This is a genomic window from Streptomyces sp. LMG1-1-1.1 (genome assembly GCF_040815545.1).
Taxonomy (GTDB): Bacteria; Actinomycetota; Actinomycetes; order Streptomycetales; family Streptomycetaceae; genus Streptomyces.
Map to the genome: position 1 here is coordinate 337,568 of NZ_JBFPNH010000032.1, position 11,803 is coordinate 349,370.

At 70.2% G+C, this 11,803-nt stretch carries 16 protein-coding genes; 9 read left to right on the forward strand and 7 right to left on the reverse strand.

The window, feature by feature from the left end; all coding sequences use genetic code 11:
* Positions 1 to 104 precede the first annotated feature (104 nt).
* Genes MRBLMG1_RS19665 through MRBLMG1_RS19675 form a run of 3 tightly spaced genes read right to left on the reverse strand, consistent with a single transcriptional unit; the run spans position 105 to position 1,636 of the window.
* Positions 105 to 542: an RICIN domain-containing protein gene (locus tag MRBLMG1_RS19665; protein ID WP_367825373.1), complete on the reverse strand. Its 438-nt coding sequence runs from the start codon at positions 540 to 542 to the stop codon at positions 105 to 107.
* A 20-nt stretch (positions 543 to 562) separates the two neighbouring features.
* Complete coding sequence (locus MRBLMG1_RS19670; RefSeq protein ID WP_367825374.1) at positions 563 to 1,075, reverse strand: RICIN domain-containing protein; 513 nt, start codon at positions 1,073 to 1,075, stop codon at positions 563 to 565.
* Between the two features lie 45 nt (positions 1,076 to 1,120).
* A complete protein-coding gene (locus MRBLMG1_RS19675) occupies positions 1,121 to 1,636 on the reverse strand; it encodes an RICIN domain-containing protein (protein ID WP_367825375.1) in 516 nt (171 codons plus the stop codon).
* A gap of 623 nt (positions 1,637 to 2,259) precedes the next feature.
* On the opposite strand from MRBLMG1_RS19675, the gene MRBLMG1_RS19680 reads away from it, so the two are divergent.
* The 5 genes from MRBLMG1_RS19680 to MRBLMG1_RS19700 all read left to right on the forward strand — a co-directional run bounded on the left by MRBLMG1_RS19680 (position 2,260) and on the right by MRBLMG1_RS19700 (position 5,893).
* Entirely contained in the window at positions 2,260 to 2,682 is a 423-nt protein-coding gene (locus MRBLMG1_RS19680; protein WP_367825376.1) for a hypothetical protein, read from the forward strand.
* A gap of 83 nt (positions 2,683 to 2,765) precedes the next feature.
* Positions 2,766 to 3,176, forward strand: a complete 411-nt coding sequence (locus MRBLMG1_RS19685; RefSeq protein ID WP_367825377.1) for a hypothetical protein — start codon at positions 2,766 to 2,768, stop codon at positions 3,174 to 3,176.
* Between the two features lie 123 nt (positions 3,177 to 3,299).
* A complete protein-coding gene (locus MRBLMG1_RS19690) occupies positions 3,300 to 4,040 on the forward strand; it encodes an ATP-binding cassette domain-containing protein (protein WP_367825378.1) in 741 nt (246 codons plus the stop codon).
* Between the two features lie 3 nt (positions 4,041 to 4,043).
* Positions 4,044 to 5,303, forward strand: coding sequence for a DUF7224 domain-containing protein (locus tag MRBLMG1_RS19695; RefSeq protein ID WP_367825379.1), 1,260 nt, complete (start codon positions 4,044 to 4,046; stop codon positions 5,301 to 5,303).
* Entirely contained in the window at positions 5,300 to 5,893 is a 594-nt protein-coding gene (locus tag MRBLMG1_RS19700; RefSeq protein WP_367825380.1) for a hypothetical protein, read from the forward strand. The genes MRBLMG1_RS19695 and MRBLMG1_RS19700 overlap by 4 nt, the downstream gene beginning before the upstream one ends.
* Before the next feature lie 322 nt (positions 5,894 to 6,215).
* On the opposite strand, the gene MRBLMG1_RS19705 is transcribed toward MRBLMG1_RS19700, so the two are convergent.
* The 3 genes from MRBLMG1_RS19705 to MRBLMG1_RS19715 all read right to left on the reverse strand — a co-directional run bounded on the left by MRBLMG1_RS19705 (position 6,216) and on the right by MRBLMG1_RS19715 (position 8,542).
* Positions 6,216 to 6,569, reverse strand: coding sequence for a hypothetical protein (locus tag MRBLMG1_RS19705; protein ID WP_367825381.1), 354 nt, complete (start codon positions 6,567 to 6,569; stop codon positions 6,216 to 6,218).
* Between the two features lie 149 nt (positions 6,570 to 6,718).
* Positions 6,719 to 7,774 carry a helix-turn-helix domain-containing protein gene (locus MRBLMG1_RS19710; protein ID WP_367825382.1) on the reverse strand — a complete coding sequence of 352 codons (1,056 nt, stop codon included), beginning with the start codon at positions 7,772 to 7,774 and terminating at the stop codon, positions 6,719 to 6,721.
* A 189-nt stretch (positions 7,775 to 7,963) separates the two neighbouring features.
* Positions 7,964 to 8,542 (reverse strand): TetR/AcrR family transcriptional regulator, encoded by a 579-nt coding sequence (locus MRBLMG1_RS19715; RefSeq protein ID WP_367825383.1) that lies wholly within the window; start codon positions 8,540 to 8,542, stop codon positions 7,964 to 7,966.
* A gap of 148 nt (positions 8,543 to 8,690) precedes the next feature.
* Between MRBLMG1_RS19715 and MRBLMG1_RS19720 the strand changes: the two genes are divergently transcribed.
* The 4 genes from MRBLMG1_RS19720 to MRBLMG1_RS19735 are packed head-to-tail and all read left to right on the forward strand — an operon-like array spanning position 8,691 to position 11,074.
* The gene (locus MRBLMG1_RS19720) at positions 8,691 to 9,893 is read left to right on the forward strand and encodes a 7TM domain-containing protein (protein ID WP_367825384.1); all 1,203 of its coding nucleotides are present in this window, start codon (positions 8,691 to 8,693) and stop codon (positions 9,891 to 9,893) included.
* A complete protein-coding gene (locus MRBLMG1_RS19725; protein ID WP_367825418.1) occupies positions 9,893 to 10,570 on the forward strand; it encodes a sugar-transfer associated ATP-grasp domain-containing protein in 678 nt (225 codons plus the stop codon). Before MRBLMG1_RS19720 ends, MRBLMG1_RS19725 begins: the two co-directional genes overlap by 1 nt.
* Complete coding sequence (locus MRBLMG1_RS19730) at positions 10,464 to 10,760, forward strand: sugar-transfer associated ATP-grasp domain-containing protein (protein WP_367825419.1); 297 nt, start codon at positions 10,464 to 10,466, stop codon at positions 10,758 to 10,760. Before MRBLMG1_RS19725 ends, MRBLMG1_RS19730 begins: the two co-directional genes overlap by 107 nt.
* Entirely contained in the window at positions 10,760 to 11,074 is a 315-nt protein-coding gene (locus MRBLMG1_RS19735; protein ID WP_367825385.1) for a hypothetical protein, read from the forward strand. The genes MRBLMG1_RS19730 and MRBLMG1_RS19735 overlap by 1 nt, the downstream gene beginning before the upstream one ends.
* Positions 11,075 to 11,135: 61 nt before the next feature.
* Here the strand turns inward: MRBLMG1_RS19735 and MRBLMG1_RS19740 are convergent, their stop codons facing one another.
* The gene (locus MRBLMG1_RS19740; RefSeq protein ID WP_367825386.1) at positions 11,136 to 11,795 is read right to left on the reverse strand and encodes a response regulator; all 660 of its coding nucleotides are present in this window, start codon (positions 11,793 to 11,795) and stop codon (positions 11,136 to 11,138) included.
* Positions 11,796 to 11,803: the final 8 nt, after the last annotated feature.

The window sequence follows — 11,803 nt, forward strand, 5'->3', positions numbered from 1 at the left end:
CCTCAACATCTCACCGTTCGCCGTGCACGAGCTGGTCAGTGCCAGTACTGGTTTTCGCCCCCGTGGCAGTCCCACTGGGTGGCAGGGGCGCCGTTGTCCTTGCGTCAGTCGCCGATCTCCAGGCACTTGCCGCTGTTCACGTTGACCAGGGTCACCCAGTTCTCTCCCGGGTAGCGCACCATCCACTGCTGGTTCACACCGCCATGGCAGTCCCACTGACCGATGGCGGCGCCGTTATCTCTGGACCAACCCTTGACCTCGAGGCACTTTCCGCTGTGCCGGTTGTAGATGAGGTATCCGCTCCCGTACGGGGTCCCGGTCCATTCCTGGTTGGCACCCGGGTGGCAGTCCCACTGGTTGACGCCCGCGCCGTTCGCGGTGGACCAGCCGCCCACTTCCAGGCACTTGCCGCTGTCGAGGCTGGATATCGGGGCCCACCGGGACAGGTCGACGGCCGCAGCGGGGGACGCGGGCAGGGCGAGGGAGATGAGCAGGGCTCCACCGGCGGCGCTCAAGGCGCGGCGGAGGGTCTTGGCTGTCATGAATCGCACGATGTTCTCCCCTAGGACCAGCGCTGGTTCTCGCCCCAGTGGCAGTCCCACTGGGTTGCGGGGGCGCCGTTGTCGGTGCGCCAGCCGCCGATCTCCAGGCACTTGCCGCTGTTCACGTTGACCAGGGAGAAGTGGTGGTTGCTCGTGGACACGGTCCACTGCTGGTTGGCGCCGCCGTGGCAGTCCCACTGGCCGATCTGGGCGCCGTTGGCGGTGGACCAGCCCTTGACCTCAAGGCACTTGCCGCTGTGGGCGTTGTAGACGAGGTTCCCCGCGCCGTACGGGACCACGGCCCACAGTTGGTTGTTCCCGTCGTGGCAGGCCCACTGGTTGACACCGGCGCCGTTGTCGGTGGACCAGCCACCCACTTCCAGGCACGCGTTGCTGTTGAGGTTGACCATCCTGCCCCACTGGGACAGGTCCACGGCGGAGGCGGGGGACGCGGGCAGGGCGAGGGAGACGAGCAGGGCTCCACCGGCGGCGCTCAGGACACGGCGGAGGGTCTTGGCTGTGAGGGGTCGCATGGTGTTCTCCTGGATGCTGGTGGGCTAGGGGGGGTGTCTAGCCGATCAGGCCCAGACCTGGTTGTCGCCGCCGTGGCAGTCCCACTGGGTGGCCGGGGCGCCGTCGTCGGTGCGCCAGCCGCCGATCTCCAGGCACTTGCCACTGTTCACGTTGATCAGGCGGAGGACGCCTTCGCCCAGGACGTCGGTCTTCCACTGCTGGTTGGCGCCGCCGTGGCAGTCCCACTGGCCGATCTGGGCGCCGTTGGCGGTGGACCAGCCCTTGACCTCAAGGCACTTGCCGCTGTGGGCGTTGTAGATCAGTCTCCCCTCGCCGTGGGGGACCCCGAGCCACTTCTGGTTGTTTCCGTCGTGGCAGGCCCACTGGTTGACGCCGGCTCCGTTGGCGGTGGACCAGCCGCCCACCTCCAGGCACTTGGCGCTGTTCCAGTTGGCCAGCCAGTACCACTCGGACAGGTCGGCGGCGGTGGCGGGTGAGGCGGGCAGGGCCATCGAGATGAGCAGGGCACCGCCGGCGGCACTCAGCACGCGGCGGACGGATTTGACGGCGTTCAGGCGCACGAAGGTTCTCCTCATATGGACGATCGAACTTGCTTTTCACCCGCATCGGGCGCATGGGTGAGATGTCGATCGCCTCACCAAGGCGCCGATTGCGTGGACCGGAAGCAGACCTGATTGCAGGAATGCGGTCCTGGGCGTGGCGCACCGCTTCTGACGGGCCGGAACTCGATTAGACACCCTCGGCAGGTGGCCGCAATGTGCGACCAATGCACGACCACTCCATATTCCGTGCAGGGTTCGACCCGCCCTCCGTACACCCCCCCAGCGCGCCGTACCAGCTGTCCAGGTTCTCACCTATCCGCTGGTCAAGCCCACTCTGTGGCCGTCACGCATCCTTTCGGCAAGCGCCGCTGATTGCGGACTCTCCCCGGTGAAGCGACGGTTCTCGGCCAACACTGCGGCGAGTCGGCGAGCGGTGAACCGGGCGGTGGACTGTGGAAACGATCTGTCTCGAGCGGGGAGGGAAAGGGAGGGTTTCATTTGAGCCAGAGAAGAATCCCCTTTACAAAACGGGGTGCTCGACAGTTAGCGTTCGGGGCGCCTCAGGGGGGAGGCAAGGCACAACGTCTCCACCCTCCGGAATGCCCTCACTCGGGGCGGACGAGCAGGGAAAGGAGGATCTGATGAGCACCCGACGCAAGAAAGCGGCCGGCCTGATGGCAGGGGTCGCGCTCCTCGGGATCGGCGGCATCACGCCGGCGGACGCGGGCGTCACCGCGGAAGGCCAGTTCGAGTCCCACATCTCGTGGTGGACGGCTCCGACGGAGTCCCGGCGCTGGTGGGACAACAACGACACCTGGGACTACACCGGCATCTACTTCCAGGGCTGCCGGTCGGACGACGACTACCGGGGCTACGACTACGCGTCGCTGCGCCTGTGGAAGGACGTCTCCGGCGCTCCGGACCGCAGCAAGGGCACCCGTGACAACTACTGCGGGTGGGTCGACTACGGCGACCCGGACGACCCGGGCAACTACTACTTCGCGCTGGCGGACGTCGGTAACGGCGACTACATCAACATCGACTACGTCAAGGTCGCCTGGTAGTCGCAGGCCGGATCAGGGGTCGGCTTCCGACCCACGAGAGTGCCGCCCGGTGGGGGTGGCACCACACAAAGAAGAGGAATCAAGTGAAGATCGGTTTGAAGGCATGGGCCGGCGCGATGGCAGGCGCCGCGCTGCTGGGTACGGTGTCGGTGGTTCCGGCGCACGCGGCAGAGGGCCAGTTCGAGTCGTACATCAACTCCTGGCGGGCCGGTAACGAGTCGCGTCGCTGGTGGGACAACAACAACACCTGGGACTACACCGGCATCTACTTCCAGGGCTGCGAGGCGGACGGCGGTGACGGGTTCAACTTCGCGTCGCTGCAGCTGTGGAAGGACGTCTCCGGCGCCCCGGACCGCTCCAAGGGGACCCGGACGAACTACTGCGGGTGGGTGGACTACGGCGACCCGGACGACGCGGGCAACTACTACTTCGCGCTGACGGACGTGTCCAGCGGCACGTTCATCTCCGTCGACTACGTGAAGGTCGCCTGGTAGTGCGGTCGTCGAACTAGCAGTACGAGGGTCCCGGTGGATTCAGCACCGGGACCCTCTCCCGTCCACTGTCCCACGACCAAAGCCATCCCGCCGGCAGGGGGGTGGCGGATTGCGCATCCGTCCATGACTCTGGTTTTTGATCACGTTTCGTTCCGATACCGGCGCAAGACACCCGTTTTCCAGGAGTTCAGTCTCCGGATCGACGAGCAGGCCACGGTCCTCCTCGGGCCGAACGGAGCCGGCAAGTCCACGCTGATGGGCATCGCCGCCTCGCACCTGACCCCCGCCTCCGGTTCGGTCACCTTCGACGGAGCCACGGCGAAGGGCCGCCGTCAGGCCGCCTACCGCGCACGCGTGGCGTGGATCCCCCAACGGATCGATCCCATGCCCGGGTTGACCGTGCGCGAGCAGGTCGCCTACACGGGTTGGCTCAAGGGCATGCCGAAAGACGCGGCGTGGAGAGCGTCCGAGGACGCGCTGCGCCGCGTCGACCTCACCCGCCTCGCCGGGCGAAAGAGCAACCAGGTGTCCGGCGGGCAGCTCCGCCGCATGGGAATCGCGGGGGCTCTGACCCACCGCAGTGAACTGATCTTGATGGACGAGCCGACCGCCGGCCTCGACCCCACGCAGCGCCTGGTGTTCCGAAAGCTCGTCGACGACCTCGCCGGCAGCGTGCAGGTGGTCGTCTCCACGCACCAGACCGAAGACCTCGCCGACCTGTACACGCAGGTGGCCGTCCTCGCCCACGGCGAGATCTCGTTCCAGGGCAGCCCCGCCGACTTCCACGCCCTCGCACCGTCCACCACAGGCGGGCGCGAGCAGGCCGAAGCCGCCTACGCGACACTCGTCGGACGGGAGATCTGACCGATGCGTACCACCACCCTCCTGCGGTCGTCGTCCGCCGGACTCATGCTCGTCTTCCTCGCCGCCTACGTCCTGCTGCTCCTGTCGGAGCCGATCACCATGGGCACCGTCCCCGGTTACGGCCCGTCCGTCCTCGGCAACGCCTCCTACACGATCCCGTTCGCCGCGGCCGCGTGCGCGGCGAGCGGCGCGTGGGAGAGCGCACGCCTCCGCCGGGGCGACATCTTCGGGCAGGCTCCCTCCCGCGGCCGCCTCGCCATCGCGCTGCCGCTTCTGGTCCCGGTGTGGGCCATGGGCGTCGTCGGGATGCTCCTCGCGGTCGGTGTCGCGGTCTCGGCCGCGGGAACGCTTCCGTCGTTCTCCCACCTGGGCATGTTCGTGGTGTACGCGCTGCTGATGGCGGCCGCCACGCTGGCCGGGTACCTCCTGGGCGGGCGTCTTCCGCAGCTCGCGGCCGCACCGTTGGCGATGGTCGCCGGGTTCGCCCTGACCGCGTTCCCCGGATCCTGGGACACCCCGTGGCCCCGCCACCTCGTGGCCGGCGCCTACGACAGCTGCTGCTCGGTCGGCTCTGTCATCGACCCCATGGCCGTGTGGGCCCCGCTCCTGTTCGCCGGCGGGATCATCACCGCGTGCCTCCTCGCGATCGCCCGGTCCAGCCTCTGGAAGCCCGTGACCGTCCTGGTCGCCGCGTCCGTCGCCTCGGGCTTCCTGGTCGTGCACATGGACTACGACCCGGTCCTCGACCGGGACCCCGACGCTTTGGTCTGCGACGGCGCCGGCGTCCCGGAAGTGTGCCTGTGGCCCGAGACTCCGGGACGCGCCCGGATCGCCGCGACCACCCGCACCTACAGCGGACGACTGAAGGACGCCGGCCTTCCCGTGCCGTCCTCCCTCACCCAGAACCGTGTCCTCAGGCCCGGACAGGCCGGCTTCGGAGGCAGGGGGCAGGTCCGCGAGCAGGACATCTCCGTCAACCTCGCCAACACCCTGCTGCCCCCCATCCCCACGTGCGCCCGAATCAGTCACAGGTACCCGGCGTTCCCCGCACGGGGACCGCTCACCGCATGGCTGACCGGCATCGCCACCCATACCCCTCCGGCACCGGTCCCTGGCCGGGTCTCCCCCGACGACGCCAGACTCGCCGGGATGGTCCTCACGCTGCCCTCGGATCGTCAGCGTGCCTGGTACGACAAGAACCGCGCCGCACTCACCGGCTGCGACCAGAAGCCGACCCTGAACCCTGAAGGAGCGGGCCGGTGAACTGGTGGGCCGTATCCCGTGCCGTGCCCACCCTCGCCGCCGTCACCGCTGTGACGGCCGGCGCGGGCCTGGCATTCGGACAGAGCCTCATCCCTGTACCCGCGATGGTGGGCGGGGCCGGGCACTTCCTTCTCGCGGCGCTGATCACCGTCGTCCCCGCCGTGACGTGGCTCGCCTTCACCGGCCGTGCCCGGGGCGCCACCGAATCGGTCGCCGTGCGGGCGGTCCACCGCTTCGACACCACCCTCGCCGTCGGCTGCGCGACCCTCGCGCTGAGCATGGCCGCCCTCGGACACTTCGCGGGCGCCGAGCCGGTGGCCCTGTCGATCGGCCGGAACACCGCCTTCTACCTCGGCCTGGCACTCATCCTCAACCCGCTCACCGGAGCGCGGATCGCAGCCCCGGCCGTCACCGCCGTGCCGCTGGTCCTCGCCGTCGGAGGATGGAAGAGCGGCGGCGGCATCGCGCAGCCGTGGGCTGTCGTCCTGCACCCGGCAGCCAGCACGGCCGCCCTCCTGGCCGGCGTCGCGGTCCTGGTCGCCGGGGCCGCGTTCAGCAGCCTCAAGCCGCCGCGCGACGCTTCTGGCTGACCGATTCGACGGGTGGGGTGCCAGAGGGAGCGTCACCCCCGGCACATCGATCGACGAGATTCTCCACCCGGTGCGTAGCCGCGTTCACGGGGGATCTCGGGCCGGGCAGACCGCCGGAAGTCCGAGAGGGTCGCCGCGGACAAGGCCCGTGAGCAACGGACCCGTCCGCGACCTCCTGCGTCGGTACGGTATGCCTACGCCGTCCCGGCGAAACCGACAGCCAGGCCGCACGCCCGCGCCGGGCCCCGTACGGCCGGGTCGGCGGGTTCCCCCGATACCTCCCCCGTGCCCACCCGCTCGGCGCGGCCGCGCTACGGGGCGGTCAGGAGTAGACGCTCGTCCAGTCGCCGCTCTGCTCGGTGGGGACCCACACGATCGCGTCGTCGTAATACGTGGCGAAGGAGCAGGAGTTGTTCCTGTAGAAGGTGACTCTGACCTCCCCCTTCCACCACCAGCCGCTGATCCAGGTGTCCCTGCTCGGCGTGACGAAGCAGCCCGACACCGAGGCGCCGTTCTGGTTGTAGCCCTCGATGCGGATGGAGTAGACGACGGTGCTGGTGTCGTGGAAGTGGATCTGCTGGCCGTTCGACGCGGCGACCGACTGACCCGCGGAACCCATCACACCGGCGAAGGCCAGGGCGGCGGCCCCGACCGTGGTGGCAACCTTCTTGCGCAAGCTCATACATCCCCCATCAGGACGGATCTCGGATACCTCCTCGCGGAAGGCGGGAGGCATGGAGACTCGGCTGTCACAGGCCGCTGCCACTGCCGATGGCGCGCGGAGAGATCGACGCGCCTTGCCGGATTGTCGTCCCGTGGCTCCGTTCACACTGTGACGCCGTCTCCAGCGGAGAATGTAGGCCCGCGCAGTCCGTGGTGGTGTGCGTGGCGTGCAGGGTTTCCGTCCCCTGCGTGCGGCTGCTCCGCCAGGGAGAGCGTGCGGTGTTCGGTAGGGGTGATCCCGTAGACCTCGCGGAACGCCCGGCTGAAACCGGTGGGGCTGGGGAAACCCCAGCGAGCCGCGATCACTTGAACGGGCCGGCTGCTCAGCTCTCCGCAGGCGAGGTCGGCATGGGCGCGCTCCAGCCGCCTTCGGCGGATGTGGGCCGCGATGGTCAGAGGCTGGTCGGCGTAGAGGTTGTACAGATGCCGCAGGGACATGTTGTGCCGGTCGGCGATCATCTGGGGAGTCAGTCCGGGGTCGCCGAGATTGTTCTCGATGAAGCGGTGGATCCGCTGCATTGCCTCCTGCGCACGGGCCTCGCCAGGCGCCTCGCCGGGGTCACCGAGCTGCCGCGCGAGGAACGCGGTGGCCAGTTCGAGCGCGACGGAACCCATCCCGTTCAGCTCCTCCGGACGACAGCCCGGGCCGTACGAGAGCAGCGTCTTCAGGAAGTCGGCGAGGATCGCCCCGGACCCCTCGTGTGCGGCGAGGCCCCGCGCGAGGAGGCGGTCCAGACGATCCGACCGCAGCGCCAGGGCCTGACGGGGAATCTGCAGGACCACCGACTCGATCTGCTCGCCGGTGCACTCCCCCTCGCTCGGCCGTGAGGTGTCGGTCAGCACGAGTCCTCCCGCGACGACCGATTCATTGCCTCGCTGGGAGATGCGCAAGCCACCTTGCGTGATGAGCGCCAGCTGCAAGTGCTCGGGATCGCCACGCCGGACGTGAGCCGACGTACGGCGTGAGAGGACCGGCGAGGCGGTCACAGCAGACAGCCGCACCACGCCGAGATCCATGTAGGTGATGCCCGCCCGGAAGTCGGCCGCATGCCGGGTACTGAGCATGATGGGCATCACTTCGGTGGACACCGTTTCACAAAACCAGTCGAACCTGTCCTCACGCGCCGCGACAGCACCTGACGCAACCAGCGATTCCATGCGATCCCCCGTACTTCGATCCAGCAGCGCTCCAGCCCCTGCCGGGTTGTCGCACCGCCGTGCTCCACCCCCACCGCGCCGTGATCATTATCAAGCACACCTTCGAACACCCGCCCGATCCGTGGCGGAAGTCACCGCCGGGACCCGAAGGTGAGGCGACGGTCTGGGGACTCTGAGATCAGGTCGGGACTAGCGGCCGAGCAGCGCGATCTCGGCTTCGATGGCCTCGCTCATCAGGGTGCGGGCGTGGGTGATCTGGAGGGTGCCGCTGAGCCAGCGCATGCTGAGGCCCTCCAGGAGGGCGGTGAGGCGCTCGGCGGAGGCCGTGAGGGCGACGGCCGGGGCCATGGGCTGGACCTGGCCGAGGAGGGCCGCGACCTCCTGGACCCAGACGAGGGTGGCCCGTGCCAGGTCCTCGCGCAGGAGGTCGTCGAAGACGGCGCTGGCCCGCAACTCGCCCCAGGCGGTGCTGTTCTCGCGGACCTCGGTCGAGTCCTGGAGTTCGAGGAGGAGCGTCTGGTCGAGCTCCTCGCGCGGGCCGAGCGGTTCGGCGTCCGGGTCGCGCTCGGTCGTGTAGCGGTCGGCGCGGTCGTTGATGAACTCGAGCGTCTTGCTGAGGATCCCCGCGCGGTCCTTGAAGTGGTAGTAGATGAGCGCGGTGGACACGCCCGCCTCGGCGGCGAGCTCCTCCACGCGCAGGCCGCGGACGCCGCGCCGGGCGATCACCCGGGCGGCGGCTTCGAGGATCTGAGTGCTGCGAGACGCCATGGCCCGAACCCTACCCGGCGCCTCCCCCCACCGGAATCGCGGCCCTGACGCACCCTCTGGACCGGGGATCCCGCATGACGACTTTCGTTGCCCCGCTCCGGCCGATCGGTACTACCGGGCGCCGGGCCCGCTGTCCAAGGCTGTCCTCATGCATGACCTCCAGAAGTACGACCAGAAGTACGAAGCGCGCGCGGGGAGAGGGCATCGGGCGGTCGGCGCCCGCGGCGGTGGGCGGATGAGAGTGCCGGTGTTCGTGAAGGTGCTCGCGGCCGTGGCCGGCGTGGCCTGCCTCCTGATGAGTGTGATCGGTTCCCCCGACCGGCCGCTGAGCCGGTCGGGGGAGGTCGTCGGCGAGCGGGAGATGGTGCGCATCACCGGACCGTCGGGTGCGTCGTCCGAGGTCCTCGCCCTGATCGACACGGGGGCGTCGGCGTCGTCGGTGGACACGGCCCTGGCGAAGGAGCTCGGGTTCGACCTCGACGCGGCGCCCAGGATCACCGTGGCCTCGGCCCTGGGCCGTGAGCGGCGCCCGGTGATCGACACCTCGATGCGGCTGGCCGGCCGGTCGTTCGTCGCGAAGCTCAGCGTCAACAACCGCTCGAAGCGCGAGACCCCCGTGCTCCTGGGCCGCCAGGAGGTCCAGGGGCTTCAGGTCGCGGTGGGCAAGCGGCTCCTCACGCAGCCCGACTCCACGGCGGCCCCGTCGGCCCTGCGGATCCTGTTCAGCAAGGCGCCGGCGATCGACCCCGTGTCGATGATGGCGCTGCTGCCCTTGGCGGGCCTGCTGATCGTGGGGCTGCGGGTGGTCGTCGGGCTGAACACCCTCGGCACGTTCAGTCCGGTGCTGCTCGCGCTGGCGTACGCGCAGGCCGGCCTGCCCCTGGGCGTACCCCTGACGCTGGCGATGTTCGTGCTCGGGTTCGCCATGCAGCCGCTGCTGCGGCGCCTGCACCTGCCGCGGGTCGCCCGGCTCGGCGTGCTGATCGCGGTGGTGACCTCGGGTCTGATCGCCTCGCAGCTCGCCCTGGGCGGTTTCGGGCTCTCCGACTCGTGGGGCATGTCGCTGCCGGTCGTCGTCACGGCGATCGTCACCGAGCGGCTGTGGGAGGCGTGGGACCTCGACGGCGTCAAGGCCGCCGTCGTGGGCGCCGCCCTGACCATGGGCACGGCGGTCCTGGTGGCGCTGCTCCTCCTGACGCCGTACGTGCGGGAGGTCGCGGAGGCGGTGCCGCTCCAGCTGGCGGTCGTGTGCGCGGTGTGGACGGCGGTCGCCGGAACGTACCGCGGGCTGCGGCTCAGTGAGCTCTTCCGGTTCGCCCCCGCGGCGAAGGCCCAGGAGGGCGCGGCGTGATGCGACTCCGCGGCTGGGACCCGGTCATGGGCATGAACCTGCGCAACGCGCGGATCGCCCGGCAGAACTCGTCGGCCGCCATCCGGCTCGTCGACGACAAGCACGCCACGAAGGAGGCGCTGGCGTCGGTCGGCGCCCCCACCTCCCCCACCCTGGCGCTGCTCCGCTCACGGCGGGAGATCAACTCCCTCGACTGGGACGGTCTGCCCGACACCTGGGCGCTCAAGCCGAACCAGGGCCTGGGCGGCAACGGCATCCTGCTGGCCTTCGGCCGGGGCCGCCGGCACTGGCGGTCGTCCTCCGGCAAGCGGATCTCGCGGGAGCTGGTCGCCGACCAGCTGCGCCGCATCCTGGACGGGGACTTCTCCCCGCGCCCCACCGACTGGGCCCTGTTCGAGCCCCTGATCCGGGCGCACCCCGACCTCGCCCGGCTCTCCCACCAGGGGCTGCCGGACATCCGGGTGATCTGCGACCGTGACAGGCCCCGGCTGGCGATGCTGCGGCTGCCGACCAGGTTCAGCGGGGGGGCGGGCCAATCTGCACCAGAAGGCCATCGGCGCCGCCGTCGACCTGGCCACCGGGCGGATCACGCACGCGCTCGTCGGGAAGGAGTCGACGGAGACCCACCCGGACACGGGCGAGCGGCTGATCGGGGCGACCGTCCCGCACTGGCGTGAGGTGCTCGACGCCGCGAGCCGCTGCGCGGCCGCGACCGGCCTGCACTATCTGGGCGCCGACATCGTGGTCGACGCGGATCGGGGGCCCCTGATCCTGGAGGTCAACGCGAGGCCGGGCCTCCAGATCCAGAACGTCACCGGTCACGGCCTGATGGCCGCCGCCCCCGCCGAGCCCGGGAGGAGGTCCTGATGCGCTGGGCCGCGCTCGTCACCAAGACCGTCGTCGCCGGGGCGGCCGGTGTCTTCCTCGCGGTCAGCGCCGCGGACGTGCAGGTGCCGCCCGCCTCCGACGCGGACCCGGGGAGGGAGGTGCCGGCGGAGCAGCGGACCCGGACTCCGGAGGCGGGGTCAGGGACGGGCACGGGGGCCGACGCGAGGCCCCGTACGCCCACGCCCACGCCCACGCCCACGCCCACGCCGACGCCCACGCCGACGGCCTCGCCTGCGGTCGGCCCGTCGGCGGACGGTTCGGCCGTGCCGTCGTCACGGCCGACCGGCGGCTGAACACGCGAAGGGGCCGGGCCGTCGGTGTCGACGGCCCGGCCCCTTCGCCGGATCCCTCCGGTCAGCGCTCTCCGTGGAGGAGCCGGGCGTCGTGCGCGAGGATCGCCGCCTGGACGCGGTTGTCGCAGCCGAGTTTGGTCAGCATGCGGCTCACGTACCCCTTGACCGTGCCCTCTCCCAGGTGCAGCCGCTTGCCGATCTCCGCGTTGGAGGCACCGGTGCCGACCATGGCGAGCACCTCGCGTTCACGGCCGGTGAGTTCGGCGATGCGGCTCGTGCGGGGGTCGGCCGCCTCCTCGTCGTGGTCGAGGTAGCGGTCGATGAGGTGCCGGGTGACCTGGGGCGACACGACCGGCGCTCCGGAGGCGACCCTGCGGACCGCCTGGATGAGTTCCTGCGGGGTGCTGTCCTTGAGGAGGAATCCCGTCACGCCCGCCTTCAGCGCGCGGTCGACGTACGCGCGCTCGCCGAAGGTGGTGAGCATGACCACGCGGACCGAAGGCGCCCGCTCGGCGATCCGCTCGGCCGCGCTGAGCCCGTCCGTGCCCCGCATCTGGATGTCGAGCATCGCGACGTCGACCTGGTGCCGGACGGCGAGCGCCGAGGCCTCTCGGCCGTCGGACGCCTCGGCCACCACCTCGATGTCGTCGGCGTGCTTGAGCACCAGGCGGATGCCGGCGCGGACCAGCTCCTGGTCGTCGGCGAGGAGAACACGAATCACTGCGGAAG